We start from the raw sequence: 21,977 nt of genomic DNA, 5'->3' as shown, positions 1-21,977 counted from the left end.
CGAGATTGTAGCCGAAATGACCATCCGCGGAGAGACGGGGCGCCGGCTCGCCATACTTGCCGGCCAGTCACCGGGTTCCTTGCACGCCGAGCGTGACTTCCCTTACAATCGGGAGTTCCATTTACGTCTCACGTAACTGGCGAAAACCGCCCAAGGGCGGCGAAGGTGGAGATCCACCGTGGAGCGTGAGATGTCGTTTGCCGTTCGCCTGGGCAGCCTTCGACTGGTACGCTTCGTATCGCGGCTGCCTTGTTTCTCGCTCCCGCCTTGGTTCAGCGCTGCCTGTTGCCTGGTACTCTTATCGATTGGAGTTTTTTCATGTTTGCAAAAGATCACACGCTCGCCAACGTCGACCCGGAACTGTGGGATGCGATCCAGAAGGAAAACACCCGCCAGCAAGACCACATCGAGCTGATCGCATCCGAGAACTACACCTCGCCGGCAGTGATGCAGGCCCAGGGCTCCCAGCTGACCAATAAATACGCCGAAGGTTATCCGGGCAAGCGTTACTACGGCGGCTGCGAATACGTCGACATCGCCGAGCAGCTGGCGATCGACCGCGTCAAGCAACTGTTCGGCGCCGAGGCCGCCAACGTGCAGCCGAACTCGGGCTCGCAGGCCAACCAGGGCGTGTTCTTCGCCATGCTGAAGCCGGGCGACACCATCATGGGCATGTCGCTGGCGGAAGGCGGTCACCTGACTCACGGCATGGCGCTGAATATGTCGGGCAAATGGTTCAACGTCATTTCCTACGGCCTGACCGAACAGGAAGACATCGACTACGAGCAGATGGAAGCCTTGGCGCGCGAGCACAAGCCGAAGCTGATCATCGCCGGCGCCTCCGCCTTCTCGCTGCGCATCGACTTCGAGCGCTTCGCCAAGGTCGCCAAGGAAATCGGCGCCTGGTTCATGGTCGACATGGCCCACTACGCCGGCCTGATCGCCGCGGGCGAATACCCGAACCCGGTGCCTTACGCCGACTTCGTCACCTCGACCACCCACAAATCCCTGCGCGGCCCGCGCGGCGGCATCATCCTGATGAAGGCCGAGCACGAGAAGGCCATCAACTCGGCGATCTTCCCGGGCATCCAGGGTGGTCCGCTGATGCACGTGATCGCCGGCAAGGCCGTCGCCTTCAAGGAAGCGCTGTCGCCGGAATTCAAGGAATACCAGCAGCAGGTGGTCAAGAACGCCAAGGCCCTGGCCGACGCCCTGATTTCGCGCGGCCTGCGCATCGTGTCCGGCCGTACCGAGTCGCACGTGATGCTGGTCGACCTGCGTTCGAAGGGCCTCACCGGCAAGGAGGCGGAAGCCATCCTGGGCCAGGCACACATGACCTGCAACAAGAACGGCATCCCGAACGACCCGCAGAAGCCTTTCGTGACCTCCGGCATCCGCCTCGGCAGCCCGGCCTTCACCACCCGCGGCTTCAAGGAAGAGGACGCTACCAAGGTGGGCAACCTGATCGCCGACGTGCTGGACAACCCGCACGACGCCGCGACCATCGAGCGCGTCAAGGCCGAAGTCAAGAAACTGACCGACAAGTACCCGGTCTACGCAGCATAACGCGTCAACAGCGCAGCAGCCCCGGCGACCATGAAATGTCCGTTCTGTCAGCATGAAGACACCCAGGTCCTCGATACCCGCGTATCCGAGGAAGGGGACTCCATCCGCCGCCGGCGCCGCTGCGCCCAGTGCGACAAGCGCTTCACCACCTACGAGCGCGTCGAACTGTCGATGCCGATCATCGTCAAGAAGAACGGCAGCCGTACCGAATTCGAATCCTCCAAACTGCGCGGCAGCCTGATGCTGGCCCTGCGCAAGCGTCCCGTGGCCGCCGGCGCCATCGACGCCGCCATCGCCTCGATCGAGGAAAAACTGCTGACCAGCGGCCGCCGCGAGGTCGACAGCGTCCACGTCGGCGAACTCGTGATGCAGGAACTCAAGCGTCTCGACAAGATCGCCTACATCCGTTTCGCGTCCGTCTACAAGAACTTCGAAGACCTGGCCGAGTTCCAGGAAGCCATCGCCGAAGTCGGTCCGGGTGCGAAAACGCCCTCCAGTTAAAGTTCCGTTCGTTCGTTTGAGCCGTCCCCACGGCTGACTTGAGCCCGCCTGATAACTTCTGGTCTCCCTGATCGAGACCTGGAGGTATCGTATGCGCGGCCGTCGTGCCCTCGGCACCAGCGCCGGCTTTACGCTGGTGGAAGTGCTGGTGGCCCTGTTCGTCGTCGCCCTCGGCGTCGCCGGGGCGGCGGCCGTGCAGACCGGCGCCGTGCGCCTGGCGGACGAGGCCGCGCGCCTGTCCGACGGCCTGCGCCTGGCCGCCTCGCTGGCCCAGCGCATGCGCGCGAATCCGGTCGCGATGGCGCTGCCCGATGCCGCCAATCCCTATCTCCAGTTCGATGCCGAGGCCGGCGCGGCCATGCCGGCCCCGGTCTCCTGCCATGGCGACGCCGATTGCGATCCCATGCAGATGGCCGGCTTCGACCTCGGCGAAACCGCGGCCCTGCTGGCCAGCCGCTTTCCCGGCGCGCGCATGCGCGTGTGCCGCGACGGCCAGCCGGCGGATGCGGACGGCTTGCCGGCCTGGACCTGCACCGGAGAGCCGGGCGCGCCGGTCGCCATCAAGCTGGGCTGGCGCGGCAAACCCGGCGAGCCGGCCGCGCCGGCCCTGTTCCTGACGCTTGGGACGGGTGCGCCATGAGGCGGCGTTTCCGTCCGCCGCAGGCCGGCCTGACCCTGGTCGAGATGATGGTGGCCCTCGCAATCGGCCTGGCGGTCGTGCTGTCCGCGGCCCGCCTGCTGGGCCTGGCCAACGGCGCCTACGCCGCCCAGATGGAAAGCGCGGCCCTCGACGACGCCGGCCGCAATGCCCTCGAACTGGTCGGCCGCGCGGTGCGCCTGGCCGCGTACGCCGATCCGATGCAGCTCGACCTGTCCGCACCCGTCGACGGTTTGCCGGCCCGCCTGGCGGGGCTCGATGCGCGCTCGCTCGGCGGCACGACGGCCGGCATCGCCGTGCCCCTGGCGGCGGTGGCGAACGGCAGCGACGTGCTGGCCGTGCGCTTTCCCGGTGCAGGGACGGCCAGCGGCGACGGCAGCGTGGTCGATTGCGCAGGCTTCACGGTCGCCGCCGGCGAAGAAGGCTGGAGCATCTTCTATGTGGCGAAGAACGGCGACGGCGAGCCCGAACTGCGCTGCAAATACCGCGGCGCCGGCAACTGGAGCGCGGACGCTGTGGTTAGCGGCGTCGACAGTTTCCAGGTGCTCTACGGCCTGGACACCGATACCCCGCGCGACGGCGCCGCCAACCGCTATGTGAATGCGGATGCGATCCGCGCGCTGGACGCGGCACTGCCGGCCGGCCTGCCGCCCCAGGAATTCAATCGCCGGACGCACTGGAAACGCGTGGTCAGCGTGCGCGTCGGCCTGCTGCTGCACGGCGCAAGGCCGACCCGGCAGGACCACGAGAGCCGCGAATATCAGCTGTTCGGGCCGCTCCACGCGGCCGGCGCGGCGAAGAGCGATGTGGGCACGGTACTGCGCGAGGATGCGCTGCCGGACAAGCTGCGGCGGCGCGAGCGCAGGCTGTTTTCCACGACGGTGGCGCTGCCGGCGGAGGCCCCATGAGCTTGCCGTTGTCACTGCATCCTGAGCGCCGGCGCGGCGCCGCGCTGGTGTGCGCACTGGTGCTGATGCTGGCGGCCATGCTGGTGGGCATTTCGGTGTCGCGTACCGCGTTCGCGTCCATCGCCGCAGCCCGCGCCGAGCGCGAGCGCGGCCTTGCCTACGAAGCCGCCGAAGCCGCCTTGCTGGATGCCGAGCGCGATATTGCTGCGGCATCTGCCGGCGCCGATCCGGCCCGCGCAGCGCAGTTCACGCCTGCCGGCGCCGGCGGATTCGCCGAGGGATGCGGCCGTGCCGGCAGCTCGCGTGGACTCTGCCCGGCAAGCTTGCCGCCGGCCTGGCAGGCCCAGGACCTGGCGGATCCCGGCAATCCGGCCATGGTGCCTTACGGACATTACACCGGCGCGAACATGGCGACCGGCAAGGGCTTGCTGCCGGCCCAGCCGCCGGCCTACCTGATCGAGCGGATCGCACCGCCGGGCGCCGGCGCATCCCTCGGCAGTTTCTACCGGATCACCGCGATCGGTTTCGGCAGCCAGGCATCGGCGCGGGTCGTGCTGCAGTCGGTGTACCGCAAGCCGAATCCGGCGCCGCCGGGTGGCGCATCGCCTGGCCGTGACGCCGGCGAGCCGGATGCCAGCGAGCCCGAGCCGGGCGGGGCCGGTCCGCCGGACGATGCCGGCCCGCCGAACGGGGCGGGGCGGCCGAATCCTGGCCCACCCACGCCGCCCGCCGTCCAGCTGCCTGCCGGACGCATCGCCTGGCGCGAAATCGCCAACTGGCCGCGGCTGCATGCCGAGGCCATCGAATGAAGAACCCAGCCAACCATGAGGAAACGAGAACCATGAAGGTGCAGCCCGGCTTTACCCTGATCGAGATGCTGATCGTGATGGCCATTCTGTCCATCCTGGCGGCGGTGGCTTACCCGAGTTATGCAAGTCACATCGTGCGGACCAAGCGTACCGAAGGACAGATCGCCCTGATCGAAGCGATGCAGCAACAGGAGCGCTACCACATGCAGCACAACAGCTATATCGCATTCTCTTCCAGCAGCGAGGACGCCCAGGCCCAGGGATTCCGCTGGTGGTCCGGCGTGAGCGCAGCGGCAAGCTTCTACGAGCTGGATGCACGCGCCTGCCCGGACCGCGATATCGCCGACTGCGTCCAGCTGCGCGCCCGTCCGGGCACCGAGAAGGTCGATAGCCGCTTCCGCGATCCGCAGTGCGGCGCCCTGACCATCGACAGCCTCGGCGTGCAGGCGGCGCAGGGCAGCGGCCGTTGCTGGGAATGAAGGCGTGGCGCCGGCGGCACGGCGGCTTTTCGCTGATCGAGCTGCTGGCCGTGCTGGCGATCGCCGCCATCCTGCTGGGTGTGGGCGCGCCGAATCTGCGCGAGCTGATCCGCACCCAGCAGCTCAAGACCGCCACCGGCGACCTGTTCGCCGCCATCGGCATGGCGCGCGCCCAGGCGCTGGCGCGCGGCGAGGTCGTCACCGTGTTGCCGAAGGGGCAGGACGGCGCCGACTGGCGCCGCGGCTGGACCGTTTTCGTCGACCGCGACGGCGACCGCCAGCCCGGGCCCGGCGACACGATCCTGGCCGAGCACGGTCCGCTGGCGCAGGGCCTGGCGGTCGGCTTTTCCTTCACCACCTCGGCGCCGCCTTTCTATATCGCCTACAATGGCGCCGGGCGCAGCTGCCGCGACAGCAACCCGGCGGTGGCGCGCTATGGCACGCTGTCGCTGTTCCACGGCGGCAGCATCCGGCGTATTAAAATCAATATGCTGGGCCGGGCCCGCAGCTGCGATCCGGCGCGCGACAAGTCCTGCGAGGGACCCGCCGCGCCGCCATAACGAACCGAATGAAACCAACGTGTTGATACTGAGCGATACCGAAGGCATGGCCCTGGCGCTGGAATGGGCGGCCAGGGGCATGTACATCACCGCGCCGAACCCGCGCATCGGCTGCGTGATCGTGCGCGACGGCGAAGTGATCGGCGCCGGCCACACCCAGCCGGCCGGGCAGGCGCACGCCGAAATCCAGGCCCTGCGCGACGCCCAGGCGCGCGGCAAGGACGTAGCCGGCGCCACCGCCTACGTCACGCTGGAACCCTGCAGCCACCACGGCCGCACGCCGCCGTGTTCGAGCGCGCTGATCCAGGCCGGTCTCGGGCGCGTTGTGGCGGCTATGGTCGATCCGAATCCGCTGGTGGCCGGCCGCGGCCTGGCGCAGCTGGAAGCGGCCGGCATCGCGGTCAGCTCGGGCATCATGGCCGACCAGGCCTACGAACTGAACATCGGTTTCTTCAACCGCATGCGGTTCAAGAAACCCTGGGTGCGCCTGAAGACGGCAGCCAGCCTGGATGGGGCGACGGCGCTGGCGTCCGGCGAAAGCCAGTGGATCACCAGCCCGGAGGCACGCGCCGACGGCCACGCCTGGCGCGCCCGCGCCCAGGTCATCCTGACCGGCATCGGCACCGTCAAGGCCGACGATCCGCAGCTGACCGTGCGTGGCATCGATACGCCGATGCAGCCGCGCCGCGTGATCGTCGACAGCCGGCTGGACATCGATCCGGATGCGCGCATCCTGCAGGGCGAGCCGTGCTGGATCGTCGCCGCGCAGGCCGGGGCGGGGAAAAGCGCCGGGAAGGCAGCCCTTCTGCGTGCCGCCGGTCACGAAGTCATCATGCTGCCCAATAGTGCCGGCAAGGTCGATCTGCCGGCCGTGATGCTGGAACTGGGCCGGCGTGAGATCAACGAGGTGCACGTCGAGGCGGGCAGCAAGCTGAACGCCTCGCTGGTGCGCGAAGGCTGCGTCGACGAACTGCTGGTCTACCTGGCGCCGAGCCTGATCGGGCCGGGGCAGGGCATGTTCGCCCTGCCGCCGCTGGCGCAGCTGCAGGACAAATTCGCATTGCGCTTCCAGGGCGTGCAACAGGTCGGCCCCGACCTGCGCATCCTGGCGCGCTTCAATCATCAAGAGAAGGAATAAGGATGTTTACTGGAATCGTCGCTGCGGTGGGCAGCATCCAATCGGTCAAGCCGCTCGAAGGCGGTTCGTTCGCCGGCGTGCGCCTGCAGATCGAGGCCGCCGGCCTGGGACTGGACGACGTCGCGCTGGGCGACTCGATCGCCATCAACGGCGCCTGCATGACCGTGGTCGAGAAAGCTGGCAATAACTTCGCCGTGGACGTCTCGCGCGAAAGCCTGAACCGCACCGCCGGCCTGGACCAGCCGGGCGAAGTGAACCTGGAAAAGGCGCTGACCCTGGCCGAGCGCCTCGGCGGCCACCTCGTCTCGGGCCACGTCGACGGCCTCGGCACGGTGCACAGCTTCGAGCCGATCGGCGAATCCTTCAAGCTCGTCATCGACGCGCCCGTGGAGCTGGGCAAGTACCTGGCGTACAAAGGTTCGATCGTCGTGAACGGCGTTTCGCTGACCGTCAACAGCGTCGAAGACCTCGAAGCGAATGGCGAAAAAGTCTGCCGCTTCTCGATCAACCTGATCCCGCACACGATCGCCGTCACCACCCTCAAGCACCTGCATGCCGGCGCCAAGGTGAACCTCGAGATCGACCTGATCGCGCGCTACGTCGAGCGCATGCTGTCGGCCGCCAAGGCCTGATCCGCGCCCGGCGCCTGCCGGGCGGATTTTCTCCGAATACCCCTCAAATGGCGTAGACTGCCTGCTGGCAATAAGTCCAGTAGGCAGGGCATTCGCTCGCCTGTATTTACCGCAGAATAAAACAGACACAGGGGACCCCAGGATGAAGCATACGGAATCCATCGAATTGAAGACGGTACTCAAGGGCGCGGCGCTGGTCGCCCTGCTGACCGCGGCCGGGCTCAGCTCGGCGGAAGGCATGCGCAGTTACCGCTCGCTGGCGATTTCCGGCAACGGCGAACGCCTGGCCGCGATCGAGGCCAGCGAAGGCGAAGCGAAGACCGGCCCGCGCATCGTGGTGCGCGACACCGCGACCGGCAAGATCGTCTCGACCTTCGTACAGTCCGATTGCATCCAGTGCCGCATCGAGGCGCCGGTGTGGTCGCCGGACCAGAAGGCGATGGCCTTGATCAGCACCGATGCGAAAGCCGGCACCGCCACCGTCAACGTGCTGCGCGACGGCAAGCTGACGCCGGTGGCCGTCGTCAAGGGCGTGGCGAACACCGTGCGTTGGTCGCCGGATGGCCGCCAGCTCGCCTTCCTCGCCACCGTCGGCGCCAAAAAGCTGACCGGTGCGGTGGAGGCGGGTGCGCGCCAGATCGGCGAGATCGGCATGGCCGAACAGGAAGACGAACAGCGCATCGCCGTGGTGTCGAGCGGCGGCGGCGACTTCAAGCTGGTGTCGCCAAGCGATACCTTCATCTACGAATACGACTGGACCCCGGACGGCAAGGGCTTCGTCGTCACCAGCGCCAAGGGCAATGGCGACAACAACTGGTGGATCGCGACCCTCGGCCATGTCGAGCTTGCTACAGGCAGCCTGCGCGTGCTGGCGGCGCCGAAGATGCAGATGAACATGCCGCACGTGTCGCCGGACGGGAAGACGGTCGCCTTCATCGGCGGCCTGATGAGCGATTTCGGCTCGGTCGGCGGCGACGTCTACACGGTCTCGATCGATGGCGGCGAGCCGGTCGACGTGACCCCGGGCTTTGCCGGCACCTTCAACGGCATCGCCTGGCGCGGCACGCAGGTGATGGCCTCCGTGCTGGCCGGCGCCGACGCCGCCGTGGTCGCGGTCGACCCGGCCGCCAGGAGCAGCCGGGTGCTGTGGAAGGGCCCGGTCACGGCCTCCGCCTCGCGCGACGGCCGCTTCGTGTTCAGCGCCGACGGCAAGGTCGCGGCTTCGGTGCATGAGGACTACGAGCACGCGCCGCGCATCGTCGCCGGCCGCCTGCCGGAGATGAGCCCGATCACCCACGACAATGATGCCTTCGGGCCGGTGGTGTCCGCGCAAAGCGTCGCCTGGACCAACGAGGGCTTGAAGGTGCAGGGTTGGCTGGTCGGTCCGCGCCAGCTCGACGCCGGCAAGACCTACCCGATGATCGTGCAGGTGCACGGCGGTCCCGCTGCGGCAGCTACCCCGCGCTACATCTCCGGTGGCGAGGGCGGCAACGCGCTGGTGCGCGAACTGGTCAAGGAAGGCTATTTCGTGTTCATGCCGAACCCGCGCGGCAGCTACGGCCAGGGATCGAGCTTCACCAGCGCCAACCGGAAGGATTTCGGCGGCGGCGACTGGCGCGACATCCTGGCCGGCGTCGACGCCGCCATCAGGCAGGCGCCGGTGGACGGCAAGCGCCTGGGCCTGATGGGCCACTCCTACGGCGGCTTCATGACGATGTGGGGCGTGACCCACAGCCAGCGCTTCAAGGCCGCGGTGGCCGGCGCCGGCATCGCCAACTGGATCAGCTACTACGGCCAGAACGGCATCGACCAGTGGATGGTGCCCTTCTTCGGTGCCACCATGTACGACGACCCGGCCGTGTACCGCGCGGCCTCGCCGATCGAGTCGATCAAGGCCGCGAAGACGCCGACCCTGATCTACGTGGGCGAACGCGACGTCGAGTGCCCGCCGGCGCAGTCGCTGGAGTTCTGGCATGGACTGAAAGCGATGGGTGTGCCGACCACCTTGGTGATCTATGAGGGGGAGGGGCATGCTTTGCGCAAGCCGGAGCATCAGAAGGACCTGCGCGCGCGCGAAATCGGTTGGTTCAACAAATATCTGAAGTAAGCACGAGATGAAGAAGCTTTTACCTGCCGCCTGCCTTGCCATGTGCGGGGCCGGCGGCGCCTTCGCGCAAGACAGCGTCAAACAGGAGCCCGTCAAGGCCGAAGGCCAGCCGCAGCAGGTACTCGTCAGCGGTACCCGCGCCGACGATACCGAAACCCGCCGCCTGTCCACAGCGTCGAAGCTGGTGGTGGGGCGCGAGGAGCTCGAACGCAACGGCGACACCAGCCTCGGCGAAGTGCTCAAGCGCCTGCCCGGCATCACGATGTCCGGCGCGCCGGGGACCGGCGGCAGCGTCCAGATGCGTGGCCTCGGCAACGGCTACACCCAGGTGCTGGTGAATGGCGAGCGTCCGCCGCCAGGTTTTTCGGTCGAATCGATTCCGCCCGACCAGGTGGAGCGCATCGAGATCATGCGCGGTGCGGTTGCCGACCAGAGCACCCAGGCGATCGCCGGCACTGTCAACGTCATCCTGCGCCAGGGCTACCGGCAGAAGGACACGCAGCTGCGCATCGCCGACAATATCCAGCAGGGCCGCCATGGCGCGAATGTGTCCGTGACCGTGCCGGGCAAGCGCGGCCAGCTCACGTGGACGCTGAACGCCACCGTGTCGGAAAGCCGGCCGCACACCGATGTCACCGCCCGCGACGCCGACCTGCTGGCCGACGGCAGCTTTCAACGCTTGCAGCTGATCCGCAGCTATGGCGAGGGCAGGTCGCGCGCGCTGAACCTGGCGCCGCGCCTGTCCTGGAAATTCGACAACGGCGATACGCTGAACTTCCAGCCCTTCGTGTCCGCCAATCGCAACCACAGCGTGAACGACGCGCCGGTCGACCAGGTCGTCGGCGTCGTTCCGCCGGAGTTCGTGCTCCAGCACGCGGACTCGCGGACGACCGGGACGATGGCGCGCGGCCTTGGCGACTGGACCCACAAGATGGACAGCAGCGCGAAGCTAGAACTCAAGTTCAGCGCCGGCATCAATCGCAGCGACAGCGACAGCCTGCGCAACAACTACGGCGAAGGCGGCACGCTGAATCGGGTCCTGAGCGACGTCGATCGCGAGCGCCAGCGCAGTTTCTCGAATAGCGGCAAGTACAGCCGCCCGCTGGGCGAAGGCCATCACTTCGCGGCGGGCTGGGACGGCGAGGCCGGGCACCTGGCGCTGGTCCACCGGGCCGAAGGCGACAACAATCCCCTGTACGAGGCCTCGGGCGCGAACCTGTCCGCCGACACCCGCCGCCTGGCCCTGTTCGCACAGGACGAGTGGGACATCACCAGCCAGTGGTCCGGCTACCTGGGCCTGCGCTGGGAAGGCATCCGCAGCACCAGCGACAGCCCCGGCTACGCGGTGAAGAACACCAGCAGCGTATGGAGCCCGGTGCTGCACACCGTGTACCGCATTCCCGGTTCCAAACGCGACCAGGTGCGCGCCAGCCTGACCCGGAGCTACAAGGCGCCCGTTCTGGACGACCTGATCGCGGCGCCTTCGTTCACCAGCGATAACCACCCGACCCGTCCGGACCGCACCGGCAATCCGAATCTGAAGCCGGAACTGGCAACGGGCATCGACCTGGCCTATGAGCACTACCTGAGCCGCAGCGGGATCCTGTCGGCCAGCGCCTTCCTGCGCGACATCGACGACCTGATGCGTCGCCAGACGGCGCTGCAATCGACCAGCATCGGTCCGCGCTGGGTGTCGACGCCGGCGAACATCGGCCATGCTGTTACCCGCGGCGTCGAGCTGGAAGCCAAGTTCCAGCTGGCCGAAGTGCTCGCCGGGGCGCCGGACCTGGACCTGCGCGCCAATTACAGCCGCTACTGGTCGAGCGTCGACGACATCCCCGGACCCAATAACCGGCTCGAGCGGCAGGCCAGGCAGACCGCCAACTTCGGTCTCGATTACCGCGTGAAGAACGCGCCGCTGACGGTTGGCGGCAACCTCAACTGGACGCCACCGACCGTGGTCCAGAGCAGCGTGGCCGAGCTGTACACGACCGGCATGAAGCGCCAGCTCGACCTGTATGGATTGTGGAAGTTCAGCGCCAATACGCAGTTGCGGATTTCGGGGAACAACCTGCTGCCGCGCAGGTATGAGACTGCGCGGGTGGATGATCTCGGTGAACTGGTGCAGGCGCTGGATACGTCGGTGCGCACTTACACGACGCTGGCTGTGCGGCTCGAACTGAAGATCTAAGGAAGCTGGGTGGGCACTCCATACCCACCCAGCGAATTCACTGCGGGGCCTTCTGCGTTCCCGCTGCAACGGCTACCTGCGCCGCCGCCTTCTCCGGATTCAACACCACCTGCACGTAGTTGTCCGGCTTCAGGTAGCGCTGCGCCGCCGCCTTCAGGTCCGCCACGCTCAGCTTCTGCACTTCCTTGTCGAAGGTGAGGATGGTGGCCGGGTCGGTGCCCTCGGTCAGCGAGGTCTGCAGCGCGGCCAGCCAGTAGCCGTTTTCCTTGAGCGACTTGCGGTAGGTCTGCAGCCAGTTGGTCTTGACCTTGTCGAGGTCGGCCTGGTCCGGGCCCTGGGTGCGCATGCGCTCGATTTCGGCGAAGGTTGCGCTGAGCACCTTGTCGACGTTTTCCGGACCGGTCGGCAGGGTTACGCCCACCGTGTAGTGGCTGTAGGGGATGCGCGTCATCGAGGCTTCCATGCCGCCGCCGTAGATCAGGCCCAGCTTCTCGCGCAGCACGTCGATGATGCGGATGTTCATCACCTCGGTCAGGGCCGACAGGCGCAGCTCTTCGAGCTCGTTGACCTCGGCGGCGCCGGTGAAGGTCAGCGAGACCGTGCTCTTGTCTTCCGAACCGCTGTTGACTTCCTTCTTGACCACGCCTTTCACGGGGCGGATGCCGAGGTCGCGGAAAGCGACCGGAATGCTAGGGGTCGGCAGGCTGGCCAGGTAGGTGGACAGCAGGGGCTTGATGGCGTTGACATCGAAGCTGCCGACGAAGATGAAGGTCAGGTCCTTGGCGCTCGAGAAGCGCTGGCGGTAGATGGCGATCGCGCGGTCGAGGTCGATGCTGGCGAAGTCCTCGGGCTTCAGGGCGCGCGGGGCGCGCGGATTGTCGCCGTACAGGGTCTTGACCAGCACGTCGCCGAACAGCGCGCCCGGCTGCGAGGCGCGGTTGCGCGCCAGTTCGATCTGCTTGCCGATGAAGGATTTGTACAGGTTTTCGTCGCGGCGCACGCCGGCGAACTTCAGCCACACCATCTGCAGCATGGTCTCGATGTCGGTGGCGCCCGCGGTGCCGGCGACCACGTCGGTGTTGTTGCCCAGGCCGGCGCTGACGGCGGCCGCCTTGCCGGCCAGGATCTTGCGCATGTCGAGGGGCGAGAAATCCTTCAGGCCCATCGCGGCGACGATGGTGTCGGCGTAGCGCGCGTTGAACATGTCCTTGGTGTCGAACAGGCTCTGGCCGCCGAAGCGGGCGGCGCTCATCAGCACCTGGTCGTTGCGGAAGCTGGTCGGCTTGAGGATCACCTTCACGCCGTTCGACAGCACCAGGCTGGTGGTGCCGAGGCGCTCGTCGCGGCTCTCGGCGACGATGCTGCCGGGAGCGGGCGGCTTGTCCATCAGCTGCGCCGCCACCGCCTTCTCGTCGTGGGCCTTGACGTCGCGGCGCTCGGCGGCGGCGACCGCGGCCAGCAGCTGCTCGCCGGTCGGTATCGCTGCGGCTTCCTTGGCCGGGCCGGTATAGATCACCAGCTTGCCCGAATCGGCGGGGATGGTGCGGCGCGCGTAGGCGTTGATCTCCGCGGCCGTGATGCCGGGCAGGAGTTCGCTCACGTAGCGGTATTCGTTCTCGATGCCGGGGATTGATTCGCCTTCGAGGAAGTTGCGGATGTATTCGGCGGCCAGGCCGCCCGAGTCGGTCTTGTCGCGTTCGTTCCAGGCGCGCTCGTAGGTGCGCATCACGCCTTTCTTCATGCGATCGAGTTCGGCCTCGCTGAAGCCGAAGCGGCGCGCGCGTTCGTTCTCCTGCACCAGGGCGTCGATCGCCGGGTTGGCGCCGCCTTCGCCCAGCGCCGCCATTGCGTTGTAGGAGCGGTAGCGCGGCGTCAGGCGGCCCAGCGCGCTGCTGGCGCCCATGAAGGGCGGCGAGGGCAGCTGGGCCAGTTCGGACAGGCGCTGGTTCAGCATGCCGGCGAACAGGCCTTCGACCAGCTGCTCGCGGTAGCCGCCGATGGTGGCGCGCTCGCTGAAGGGCATCACCGGATAGCGGATCAGGACCGAGGCCGGGCCGGCTTCCTTGTCGGTCACGACCAGCGCCTCGGTTTCGAGACGGGGCGGGATCTGGGCATAGGCGCGCGGGCGCGGCGAGGCCGGGTTCTTCAGGCCGCCGAAGTGGCGCTTGATCAGCTGCTCGGCCTGGACCGGGTCGATGTCGCCGACCGCCACCACGGCCATCAGGTCGGGACGGTACCAGTCGCGGTAGAAGCGGCGCAGGGCTTCGGGCTTGAAGCTGCGCAGGGTGTCTTCCTTGCCGATCGGGAGGCGCTCGGCATAGCGCGAGCCGTTGTACATCTTCGGCATCAGGACCTTCTGCATGCGGTCGCCCGCGCCTTTGCCGAGGCGTAGCTCTTCGAGCACGATGTCGCGCTCCTTGTCGATGTCGGCATCGTTCAGGGTCAGGCCCTGGGCCCAGTCCTGCAGCACCTGGAAGGCTTTGTCGAGATCCTGCTTGCCCTCGGCCGGCACCGGCAGCACGTAGACGGTTTCGTCGAAGGAGGTGTAGGCGTTCAGGTCGGCGCCGAATTTCACCCCGATCGACTGCAGGTAGGACACCAGCTCGTGCTTCTTGAAATGGGTCGAACCGTTGAAGGCCATGTGCTCCGTGAAGTGGGCCAGGCCCTGCTGGTCTTCGTCCTCGAGGATGGAGCCGGCCTTCACCACCAGGCGCAGCTCCAGCTTGTGCTCGGGCTTGCGGTTCTTCTGGATGTAGTAGGTGAGGCCGTTCGGCAGCTTGCCGACCTTGAGCTGGGGCGCGACCGGCAGTGGGGCATTCAGGTCGAGGCTCGCAGCGACAACCAGCGGCGAGGTGAGCAGGATGGCGGTGAGCAGGGTGGTGCGGGCAAGGCGGACGAACATGCGAGATGCTCCGGTTGAGCAATAAAAAATCATTCTACCCTGCGCGGCCCGCAGCACAGTGGTTGTCGAACACCATAGTTGCACCGAAAGAGTGCAGTGATCGTTGTCAATATGCAACAAGCTTCCGAGCCCGGCGGTGGCCGGCTGCGCCCCGGGCTGCGATTGCCGCCATCCGGCCCGGTGCAAGGCTGGCAAATCCATTAAAATAGCGGGTTTCCGCACTGCCCCCGAGGAACCCGCATGCCCATGTCCACCACCCAGGAAATCGTCGACGAACTGCGCGCAGGGCGCATGGTCATTCTGGTCGACGAGGAAGACCGTGAGAACGAGGGCGACCTGGTGCTCGCCGCCGAACACGTCACGCCCGAAGCGATCAACTTCATGATCCGCCACGCGCGCGGCCTGGTCTGCCTGACCCTGTCGGAAGAGATCTGCGACCGCCTCGAACTGCCGATGATGACGACCCGGAACGGTACCTCCTTCGGCACCAATTTCACGGTCTCGATCGAAGCGGCCGAAGGCGTCACCACCGGCATCTCGGCGGCCGACCGCGCCCGCACCATCCAGGTGGCGGTGGCGAAGAACGCGAAGCCGGAAGACCTGGTGCAGCCGGGCCACATCTTCCCGCTGCGCGCAGTGAAGGGCGGGGTGCTGATGCGCGCCGGCCATACCGAGGCGGGCTGCGACCTGACCGAGATGGCGGGCCTGACGCCGGCTTCCGTGATCTGCGAGATCATCAAGGAAGACGGCACCATGGCGCGCCTGCCGGACCTGCTCGAGTTCGCCGAGGAGCACAAGCTGAAGATCGGCACCATCGCCGACCTGATCCACTACCGCAGCCAGACCGAATCGCTGGTCGAGCGCGTGGCCGAGCGCCAGCTGTCGACCGTGCACGGCGAGTTCAAGCTGGTCGCCTTCCGCGACAAGCCGAGCGCAAGCGCCCACCTGGCGCTGGTGCACGGCACGCCGGAAGCCGACAAGGAAACCCTGGTGCGCGTGCACCAGCCGGTCTCGATCGTCGACCTGCTGGACAACCGCGCCACCTCGCACTCGTGGAACCTGTCGACGGCGATGCAGGCGATCAAGGCGGCGGAAGCCGGCGTCATCGTGCTGCTGAACTGCGGCGAGACGGCCGACGAGCTGTTCGCCCAGTTCGCCGACAAGTCGGCGCCGCGACAAGGCGGCCGCGCGGCGAATCTCGACCTGCGCACCTACGGTATCGGCGCCCAGATCCTCAAGCAGGTGGGCGTGTGCAAGATGAAGCTGCTGGCGAATCCGCGCAAGATGCCGTCGATGGTCGGCTTCGACCTGGAAGTCACGGGTTACCTGGCCAAGCCGGAAGCGTAAACATCGAGCGTATCAGGCGCGAGCGATGCGCCTGACGCGCTACCATTCAAACATTTACAGTAAACAGAAAAAGAGGCAGCCATGACGGTAGGAACTTTTGAAAGCAATATGCAGGGTGAAGGCCTGCGCATCGGGATCGTGCAGGCACGATTCAATGCCGACGTCGGCCATGGCCTGCTGTCGGCCTGCCTGGCGGAGCTGAAGCACCTGGGCGTGGCGGACGAGGACATCCTGCACGTGACCGTGCCGGGCGCCCTGGAAATCCCGCTGGCCCTGCAGAAGATGGCCGAAACCCAGCAGTTCGACGCCCTGATCGCACTGGGCGCCGTGATCCGCGGCGAGACCTACCACTTCGAGCTGGTCTCGAACGAGTCGGGCGCCGGCATCACCCGCATCGGTCTGGACTACGGCATGCCGATCGCCAACGCCGTGCTGACCACCGAGAACGACGAGCAGGCCGAAGCGCGCATGGCCGAGAAGGGCACGGACGCCGCCCGCGTCGCCGTCGAGATGGCCAACCTGCTGCTCGGCCTCGACGAGCTGCAGGCCGAAGAAGAATAACCGGTAGCAAGGTAAGAACATGATTGACAAGAGCATTCACGCCAACCCGAACAAGAACCGCACGCCGCGTCACCGCGCGCGCGAGTTCGCGTTGCAGGGCCTCTACCAATGGCTGCTGAACAATGAGCCGGCCTCGACGGTCGTCAACCACATCCGCGCCGCCCACGGCTTCGACAAGGCCGACGCCGAGTACTTCACCGAGCTGCTGAACGGCACGATCGCCCAGTCGGTCGAACTGCGCGAGACCCTGGCCCCGACCTTGGACCGTCCGATCGCCGAACTGTCGCCGATCGAACATGCGGTACTGCTGCTGGGCGCCTGGGAGCTAAAGAACAAGATCGAGATCCCGTACCGCGTCGTGATCAACGAAGCGGTCGAGCTGACCAAGTCCTTCGGCGGCATCGACGGCCACAAGTACGTGAACGGCGTGCTGGACCGCCTGGCGGGCAAGCTGCGCCCGGACGAGGCGGCGGCGGACGCAAAGCGCTGATTGCCGTACCGCACTATATATATGTGCACAAGTGAAACGCCCCGGGAGACCGGGGCGTTTTTTTTGGCGCTGTTCGCGCTAAGTGTTGAATCTGCCGAGCGCCGCTCTCAAAAAGGCGTCTGGACTGGCAATGCGCTGGCCATCCAGCGCCCAGCGCCAGCCGAAGTAGTGGTCCAGGTAACGGCTGGCRAYGCCGCGGAAAGGCAGCAGCCAGGTGCGCATCCGGCTGTGATAGGCGTTCACGTTCTGGATGTGCAGCGCACCGCGCTTTCGTTCGCCGGCGCTCGCGTTGATGGCCTCATGYGAAATCCCGACCTCCCGCGCGAATGCCGGGTAGGCCGCATGGCTGTCGGTCACCAGCAGCACGTCGGGTGCCAGGCGCGGYCCCAGGTGTTGCACCAGCTGCCGCTTGCTSACGCTGCCCTTGCCGGTCACGGCGTCGATGGTCTGGCCGCTGCGATCGCGCGCCACCAGGATGCACACTTGTTCATTCGAGATCCCACGCTTTGTCGCCTTGCCGCCGCGTCTTCGTGGCGGACGGTCGAGATGTCTGGAGCCCTTGTGCGATTCGAGCACATACATCTCATCGGCTTCCGCAATGCCGCTCAGCCGCTGCGGGCGGTCATCCTTGCTCAGGGCCAGGAAACGGTGGCGCCATCGAAAGCTGGTCGCACTGGCCACGCCGATCTCGCGCGCCGAGCGGCGCACGCTGCGGGAGTCGAGCATGCAGCCGAGGTAGTCGAGTCAGTATCCTTTTTTGGACTGCCTCGCGCGGCCAATAGCAGCCATAGACTTGGGCTCATCGACGATCAGCTTGCTGAGCTGTAGTCCCCGGCGCAGCGATCACATCGCGCGGAACAGGTGCACGTACATCATACTGACACGCAACTGTTCAGGTCTGGTGTGCAGAGTCAGCATCAACCTGCCGAACTCGTCACGGACCGCGCTCGCGACGCAATCCATGTTCACGATCGTGCCCCGGTGGATCTGGCAGAACTGATCCGGGTTGAGCTGGGGCAGCAGGTCCTTCAGGCTTTGGCGGATCAACGATGAGCCCTCCTGCGTCACCACGTTGACGTACCTGTCCACGGCCTGGAAGTAGGCGACCTGCTCGACCGGGATCATGAGCACCTGGTTGCCGCACGCCGCGCGGATCTTGGTCAGCGGCTTCGACACCGGCGCCGGCGCGGGGGCCGGCAGCGCATGCATTTGCTGCACCAGCTGCGCCAGGCCGTCCGCCGGGCTGGACAGGGCAAGGCGCTGGCGCAGGCGTTCGATGGTCTTGCCCAGCCGCACTTCGTTGACGGGCTTGAGCACATAGTCTGCCGCCGCCTGCTCGAACGCGTTCACCGCGTAGTCGTCGTAGGCCGTCACGAACACCACCTGCGGGAACGGCCGAGTGCCATCCCAGCGTTCGGCCAGTTCCTCGGCCGCTTCCAGCCCGCTCTGGCCGGGCATCTTGATGTCGAGGAACAGGATGTCGGGCCGCAGCGCCAGGGCCTGCTCGACCGCGTCCACCCCGTCCGGGCTGATCGCGGCGATCTCCAGTTCCGGCCACAGTCGCCGCAGGCAATGGACAAGCTTGGCGGCGAGGAGTTCTTCGTCTTCGGCGATGAGTGCGCGTGGGTTCATGGAAGTGCCAGTGGCAAGGTGATGCGGGCGACGGCGCCGTGCGGGACCGCGGGTTCGAGCGCGAGCGTGGCGCGCTCGCCGTACAGGCCGCGCAGCCGTTCGCGGGTATTGGCAAGGCCGACACCGGAGCCGGCCCTGGCAGCAGGGCGGTCCAGGCCGAGCCCGGAATCGCGGACCGTGATTTCCAGCGAGTCGCCGTGCCGGTTCGCGCTCACGACGAGCTCGCCGCCACCGATCTTCGGCTCAAGCCCGTGGGCGATCGCGTTCTCCACCAGGGGCTGCAGTAGCATCGGCGGCACGCAGGCTCCGGCCAGCGCGTCGGGCAGGTGCAGCGAAAAGCGCAGCCGCCTCCCCATGCGCACCGCCATCAGGCCGAGGTAGGCGTCCAGCAGGTCGAATTCCTGTGCCAGCGTGGTCGCCTCGGCGCGCGACGAAATCAGCGTGGCGCGCAGGTAGCGGATCAACTGGTCGAGCATGTGGCAGGCGCGCTCGGCGTCCAGCGTGATCAGGCTCTCCAGGTTGGCCAGAGTATTGAACAGCATATGCGGCTCGAGCTGGGCCTGCAGCACTTGTAGCTGAGCTTGTGTCGCCTGGCGGGCGACGGCCTCGGCGCGCACCCGTTCGCGCGCGGCCGCCGCTTCGATGTGGGCGGTGCGCTCCTGGCGTGAGAACAGGAACATGCCGCAGACGGTAGTGTATCCCGTGATCAGCACGTCGCGCATGATAACGTCGGCGCCGGGCATCGCCGATCCGAGGATGCGGTACGCCAGCGCCGCACCGGCATAGGTGGAAATTGGGGTGGCTGCCACGACGACGACAAGGAGAATGAGCCACTGTTTCGCGCCCCAGTCCGGCTGGCGCAACAAGGCCAGGCGTACGGCATCCACGACGAGGTACGAGAGCAACCCGATGCACAGCGCCAGGACCAGGTGCACGAAGAGGGACTCGAACAGGGACTCCAGCCCATCGCCTTCGATGATCGTGACGAACACGCCGAGCATCAGGCACAGGACGGTGGCATATCGCATGTCCTTGACGAGCTGCCTGAACGGGAAGCCGTGGACGGGGTCCGCGATTGGGGCCGGCTGGATGGCTAGCTGCATGGTTGTCGATTCGAAATTGGTGATGCGAAGCATTGTGCCGAGTTGGCGGGCGCCGCACAACAGGTCTGCGGCGAAACGATGGCTGGAGGGAGCGAAACGTTCCTTTGATTGTATAAAACCGTGAGGGCTTAAATGAGCGTGCTGCGCGATATCGAGCTGTGGAAGAACCCGGACGGCCTGGCCGAAGTCGAGCGCAGCATCGTCAAGCGCAAGCTCGGCTTCTTGGTGACCGCCAACTCGCTGGCGGTGCTGACGCCGCCCGCGCCGTCGTCCGGGGTGGGATGCTGTGAACGACCCGGCTCGAGCTGCGGTCAGGGAGCGCTGATTTCCTTGACCAGACCATCCGCGTGATAAACGTGCTGCAAAGCATCGAGAATCATTCCCGCGTCGATTCCCACAGTGCGGTTGACGCGCGAATCGTACCAGTACGCCCCGCCCAACGCGTGGATGTTGGTGTCAAACACCAACCCAATGATCTCACCGCTCCGATTGAGCATCGGGCTGCCCGAATTACCTCCGGTAATGTCATTCGTCGTGACGAAATTCATCGGCCGTGTTTTTTCCAGGCGCGACTTTGCTCTATGCCACGATGCCGGCAACGCGAAGGGTTCGGCACCGGTATCGCGTTCAAAAGCGCCCCCAACCGTGGTGAACGCAGCAACATGGTGATCAGGTTCATCCCAGCCTTTCACTTGGCCATAAGAAAGACGCAGGGTGAGGGTGGCATCCGGATATGTGCTCGTTCCTTGCTTGTCAAAGCGCGCGAGCGCGATCAGTTCCGCGTTCTTCTGTACGACCGACTCCACCTGCTCCTCGTACCGTGTGCGCAAGGCGCGCGCCTCGTCGTCAATCGCGAGCGCCAGCTGGATGAAGGCATCATCCGTGTGTGCAATTGCGTCGCGCCCACCCGACCACAAGGATTTGCGCACCTCCGGGTCGCCAAGACGGCTGTGCCCAATCAAGGCTGAGCTCAACTGGTCCGGAGACATTTTTCCAAACACGCGCTTAAGCAGCGGATGGTCGACACCGAGCTTCTCGCGCAGCTTCGTCAACGAGAGCGACAGCTTCACCTGCTCGAACGCAGGGTGTACCGGCGAGTCGGAGAACAATGCCGCCTCCATCGACGGAAGCCGCGCGTCATTGAATTCGGCCAGGCGCGCTGCGCTGGGCTTTTCCCGTTCCTGCGCGGCGCGCACAAGCATGCGGGCGAACTTGAAATACATGCTGTCGAAGCCGTCACCGCGTTCGATCAGCCGATAGGGCTTGGCGATCGTACGATAAGTCGTTTGCGCGCTGGCGATTGCGTTCCACGGATCCCCCACCTTTGCCAGTAGCTCCGGCTTGGCCGCAACGTACCGGCGCAAGGCAGCCTCATCTTCCTGCTTATTGCGCATCAGTTCAGGGTCACGCAAGGCGGCGATCTGTCCTGACAGGACCTTGTAACTATTCTCCACGAAGAACAAGTGCTCTTCCGTCGTGCGCTTCGCTTCGGCGCTTTCCTTGCTGTACTGTTCCAGGACACCGCGCGACTCAGCCACGCTCAGCAATGTATCGGGCAAGATCACATCGCGCAGCGTTTCTAGTTGAGCGACGGTGAGCTGCCGCTGGGTCGAGCCTGGATGTCCGACCACGAATACCGCGTCGCCTTCCTTGATTCCGGCTGGCGCGAACTTAAAATAATCCTGGACCACGGCGGGCGTGCCGTTCTCGTACACCCTGACGAGTGTCATGTCCAGGTCGTAGCGCGGAAAATTGAAGTTATCGGGATCACCGCCGAAAAATGCGATTGCCTTCTCCGGTGACCATACGAGTCGGGTGTCGGTGAAACGATGATAACGATAGAGGTGGTAGCGGCCGCCGTGATACAGGTCGACGACATCGCAGCGTGTCTTCGCCGAGTCGGTTCCAATGCAGGCGGAGACCAGCTGTGCCTTGATCGCGTTTTGCGCCTTCTGGAAGGCCTGCCCCTCCAGGCCGGTTGTCGCCCGCTTCACTTTGTCGCTGACGTCCGTGATCTGTTCAAGGCGGTCCAATTCCAGTCCCGGGCAACGCATTTCCCGTTCGCGGTGCTGTGCGAGAAAGCCGTCCTGCAAATAATTCTGCTTCGCCGTCGAGAGCTGGTCGATGCACTGTGATACGCAGTGGTGATTCGTCATCATCAGACCGTCTTTGGAAACGAACGCTGCGGTGCAGTCATCTCCATACAGTGCCGTACTGCGCATGACATGCTGGACCCAGCCAGAGTCCGGTGCGAAACCGATCTCGCTGGCCATGCGGCTGGCTGGAAGATTATCAAGCGTCCACATCCCTTCGGCGGCCATCGCCATTCCAGGGATCGCAAGTAGAATAAAAAGCGGCCGGAACTGCATTATTGTCTCCTTTGCATGTGTTGC

General features: G+C 66.0%; 18 protein-coding genes, 2 pseudogenes and 1 riboswitch. Of the genes and pseudogenes, 15 read left to right on the top strand and 5 right to left on the bottom strand.

Translation table 11 applies throughout. The annotated features are described in order from the left end of the window. The first annotated feature begins 122 nt into the window (after positions 1 to 122). A riboswitch (ZMP/ZTP riboswitch) is annotated at positions 123 to 221 on the top strand. Between the two features lie 97 nt (positions 222 to 318). The 11 genes from glyA (at position 319) to AB4Z32_RS09530 (ending at position 11,549) form a co-directional block, all read left to right on the top strand. Then, positions 319 to 1,566, top strand: a complete 1,248-nt coding sequence (gene glyA / locus AB4Z32_RS09580; protein ID WP_442121612.1) for a serine hydroxymethyltransferase — start codon at positions 319 to 321, stop codon at positions 1,564 to 1,566. A gap of 30 nt (positions 1,567 to 1,596) precedes the next feature. Further along, a complete protein-coding gene (gene nrdR, locus AB4Z32_RS09575; protein WP_442121611.1) occupies positions 1,597 to 2,067 on the top strand; it encodes a transcriptional regulator NrdR in 471 nt (156 codons plus the stop codon). A gap of 91 nt (positions 2,068 to 2,158) precedes the next feature. After that, positions 2,159 to 2,707, top strand: coding sequence for a type IV pilus modification protein PilV (gene pilV / locus AB4Z32_RS09570; protein ID WP_442121610.1), 549 nt, complete (start codon positions 2,159 to 2,161; stop codon positions 2,705 to 2,707). After that, the gene (locus AB4Z32_RS09565; protein ID WP_442121609.1) at positions 2,704 to 3,633 is read left to right on the top strand and encodes a PilW family protein; all 930 of its coding nucleotides are present in this window, start codon (positions 2,704 to 2,706) and stop codon (positions 3,631 to 3,633) included. The genes pilV and AB4Z32_RS09565 overlap by 4 nt, the downstream gene beginning before the upstream one ends. Next, the gene (locus AB4Z32_RS09560) at positions 3,630 to 4,442 is read left to right on the top strand and encodes a pilus assembly PilX family protein (RefSeq protein ID WP_442121608.1); all 813 of its coding nucleotides are present in this window, start codon (positions 3,630 to 3,632) and stop codon (positions 4,440 to 4,442) included. The genes AB4Z32_RS09565 and AB4Z32_RS09560 overlap by 4 nt, the downstream gene beginning before the upstream one ends. Before the next feature lie 32 nt (positions 4,443 to 4,474). After that, positions 4,475 to 4,921, top strand: coding sequence for a type IV pilin protein (locus AB4Z32_RS09555; protein ID WP_442121607.1), 447 nt, complete (start codon positions 4,475 to 4,477; stop codon positions 4,919 to 4,921). Further along, the gene (locus AB4Z32_RS09550) at positions 4,918 to 5,481 is read left to right on the top strand and encodes a GspH/FimT family pseudopilin (RefSeq protein ID WP_442121606.1); all 564 of its coding nucleotides are present in this window, start codon (positions 4,918 to 4,920) and stop codon (positions 5,479 to 5,481) included. Before AB4Z32_RS09555 ends, AB4Z32_RS09550 begins: the two co-directional genes overlap by 4 nt. A 46-nt stretch (positions 5,482 to 5,527) precedes the next feature. Further along, positions 5,528 to 6,619, top strand: a complete 1,092-nt coding sequence (gene ribD, locus AB4Z32_RS09545; protein WP_442121740.1) for a bifunctional diaminohydroxyphosphoribosylaminopyrimidine deaminase/5-amino-6-(5-phosphoribosylamino)uracil reductase RibD — start codon at positions 5,528 to 5,530, stop codon at positions 6,617 to 6,619. Positions 6,620 to 6,621: 2 nt separating this feature from the next. Continuing rightward, positions 6,622 to 7,251: a riboflavin synthase gene (locus AB4Z32_RS09540; protein WP_442121605.1), complete on the top strand. Its 630-nt coding sequence runs from the start codon at positions 6,622 to 6,624 to the stop codon at positions 7,249 to 7,251. Positions 7,252 to 7,393: 142 nt separating this feature from the next. Then, positions 7,394 to 9,358: a prolyl oligopeptidase family serine peptidase gene (locus AB4Z32_RS09535; RefSeq protein ID WP_442121604.1), complete on the top strand. Its 1,965-nt coding sequence runs from the start codon at positions 7,394 to 7,396 to the stop codon at positions 9,356 to 9,358. A gap of 7 nt (positions 9,359 to 9,365) precedes the next feature. After that, positions 9,366 to 11,549, top strand: a complete 2,184-nt coding sequence (locus AB4Z32_RS09530; RefSeq protein WP_442121603.1) for a TonB-dependent receptor plug domain-containing protein — start codon at positions 9,366 to 9,368, stop codon at positions 11,547 to 11,549. Between the two features lie 37 nt (positions 11,550 to 11,586). Here AB4Z32_RS09530 and AB4Z32_RS09525 read toward each other — a convergent pair whose 3' ends face one another. Further along, on the bottom strand, positions 11,587 to 14,451 hold the full coding sequence (locus AB4Z32_RS09525; RefSeq protein ID WP_442121602.1) for a M16 family metallopeptidase: 2,865 nt from the start codon (positions 14,449 to 14,451) through the stop codon (positions 11,587 to 11,589). Between the two features lie 240 nt (positions 14,452 to 14,691). On the opposite strand from AB4Z32_RS09525, the gene ribBA reads away from it, so the two are divergent. The 3 genes from ribBA to nusB all read left to right on the top strand — a co-directional run bounded on the left by ribBA (position 14,692) and on the right by nusB (position 16,849). Continuing rightward, positions 14,692 to 15,798: a bifunctional 3,4-dihydroxy-2-butanone-4-phosphate synthase/GTP cyclohydrolase II gene (gene ribBA / locus AB4Z32_RS09520; protein ID WP_442121601.1), complete on the top strand. Its 1,107-nt coding sequence runs from the start codon at positions 14,692 to 14,694 to the stop codon at positions 15,796 to 15,798. An 81-nt stretch (positions 15,799 to 15,879) separates the two neighbouring features. Further along, a complete protein-coding gene (ribH, locus tag AB4Z32_RS09515) occupies positions 15,880 to 16,359 on the top strand; it encodes a 6,7-dimethyl-8-ribityllumazine synthase (protein ID WP_442121600.1) in 480 nt (159 codons plus the stop codon). A gap of 19 nt (positions 16,360 to 16,378) precedes the next feature. Further along, on the top strand, positions 16,379 to 16,849 hold the full coding sequence (gene nusB, locus AB4Z32_RS09510) for a transcription antitermination factor NusB (RefSeq protein WP_442121599.1): 471 nt from the start codon (positions 16,379 to 16,381) through the stop codon (positions 16,847 to 16,849). Positions 16,850 to 16,927: 78 nt separating this feature from the next. On the opposite strand, the pseudogene AB4Z32_RS09505 reads toward nusB, so the two are convergent. The 3 genes and pseudogenes from AB4Z32_RS09505 to AB4Z32_RS09495 all read right to left on the bottom strand — a co-directional run. Beyond that, positions 16,928 to 17,593 (bottom strand): annotated as a pseudogene (locus tag AB4Z32_RS09505) (IS1595 family transposase); the annotation flags it as partial. A gap of 99 nt (positions 17,594 to 17,692) precedes the next feature. Beyond that, entirely contained in the window at positions 17,693 to 18,481 is a 789-nt protein-coding gene (locus tag AB4Z32_RS09500; protein ID WP_442121598.1) for a LytR/AlgR family response regulator transcription factor, read from the bottom strand. Continuing rightward, entirely contained in the window at positions 18,478 to 19,584 is a 1,107-nt protein-coding gene (locus tag AB4Z32_RS09495; protein WP_442121597.1) for a sensor histidine kinase, read from the bottom strand. The genes AB4Z32_RS09500 and AB4Z32_RS09495 overlap by 4 nt, the downstream gene beginning before the upstream one ends. A gap of 132 nt (positions 19,585 to 19,716) precedes the next feature. Here AB4Z32_RS09495 and AB4Z32_RS09490 point away from each other — a divergent pair. Beyond that, positions 19,717 to 19,830: pseudogene (locus AB4Z32_RS09490) on the top strand (ribonucleotide-diphosphate reductase subunit beta); the annotation flags it as partial. Positions 19,831 to 19,895: 65 nt separating this feature from the next. Here the strand turns inward: AB4Z32_RS09490 and AB4Z32_RS09485 are convergent. Beyond that, positions 19,896 to 21,953 carry a S46 family peptidase gene (locus tag AB4Z32_RS09485; protein WP_442121596.1) on the bottom strand — a complete coding sequence of 686 codons (2,058 nt, stop codon included), beginning with the start codon at positions 21,951 to 21,953 and terminating at the stop codon, positions 19,896 to 19,898. Positions 21,954 to 21,977: the final 24 nt, after the last annotated feature.

The sequence above is a fragment of the Massilia sp. 2TAF26 genome (assembly GCF_052115005.1).
Lineage (GTDB): Bacteria > Pseudomonadota > Gammaproteobacteria > Burkholderiales > Burkholderiaceae_D > Telluria.
This window is presented reverse-complemented; position numbering and strand designations above follow the sequence as displayed.

Coding starts and splice junctions, on each gene's coding strand:
- glyA (WP_442121612.1), top strand. CDS start 319: ATGTTTGCAAAAGATCACACGCTCGCCAACGTCGACCCGGAACTGTGG.
- nrdR (WP_442121611.1), top strand. CDS start 1,597: ATGAAATGTCCGTTCTGTCAGCATGAAGACACCCAGGTCCTCGATACC.
- pilV (WP_442121610.1), top strand. CDS start 2,159: ATGCGCGGCCGTCGTGCCCTCGGCACCAGCGCCGGCTTTACGCTGGTG.
- AB4Z32_RS09565 (WP_442121609.1), top strand. CDS start 2,704: ATGAGGCGGCGTTTCCGTCCGCCGCAGGCCGGCCTGACCCTGGTCGAG.
- AB4Z32_RS09560 (WP_442121608.1), top strand. CDS start 3,630: ATGAGCTTGCCGTTGTCACTGCATCCTGAGCGCCGGCGCGGCGCCGCG.
- AB4Z32_RS09555 (WP_442121607.1), top strand. CDS start 4,475: ATGAAGGTGCAGCCCGGCTTTACCCTGATCGAGATGCTGATCGTGATG.
- AB4Z32_RS09550 (WP_442121606.1), top strand. CDS start 4,918: ATGAAGGCGTGGCGCCGGCGGCACGGCGGCTTTTCGCTGATCGAGCTG.
- ribD (WP_442121740.1), top strand. CDS start 5,528: ATGGCCCTGGCGCTGGAATGGGCGGCCAGGGGCATGTACATCACCGCG.
- AB4Z32_RS09540 (WP_442121605.1), top strand. CDS start 6,622: ATGTTTACTGGAATCGTCGCTGCGGTGGGCAGCATCCAATCGGTCAAG.
- AB4Z32_RS09535 (WP_442121604.1), top strand. CDS start 7,394: ATGAAGCATACGGAATCCATCGAATTGAAGACGGTACTCAAGGGCGCG.
- AB4Z32_RS09530 (WP_442121603.1), top strand. CDS start 9,366: ATGAAGAAGCTTTTACCTGCCGCCTGCCTTGCCATGTGCGGGGCCGGC.
- AB4Z32_RS09525 (WP_442121602.1), bottom strand. CDS start 14,451: ATGTTCGTCCGCCTTGCCCGCACCACCCTGCTCACCGCCATCCTGCTC.
- ribBA (WP_442121601.1), top strand. CDS start 14,692: ATGCCCATGTCCACCACCCAGGAAATCGTCGACGAACTGCGCGCAGGG.
- ribH (WP_442121600.1), top strand. CDS start 15,880: ATGACGGTAGGAACTTTTGAAAGCAATATGCAGGGTGAAGGCCTGCGC.
- nusB (WP_442121599.1), top strand. CDS start 16,379: ATGATTGACAAGAGCATTCACGCCAACCCGAACAAGAACCGCACGCCG.
- AB4Z32_RS09500 (WP_442121598.1), bottom strand. CDS start 18,481: ATGAACCCACGCGCACTCATCGCCGAAGACGAAGAACTCCTCGCCGCC.
- AB4Z32_RS09495 (WP_442121597.1), bottom strand. CDS start 19,584: ATGCAGCTAGCCATCCAGCCGGCCCCAATCGCGGACCCCGTCCACGGC.
- AB4Z32_RS09485 (WP_442121596.1), bottom strand. CDS start 21,953: ATGCAGTTCCGGCCGCTTTTTATTCTACTTGCGATCCCTGGAATGGCG.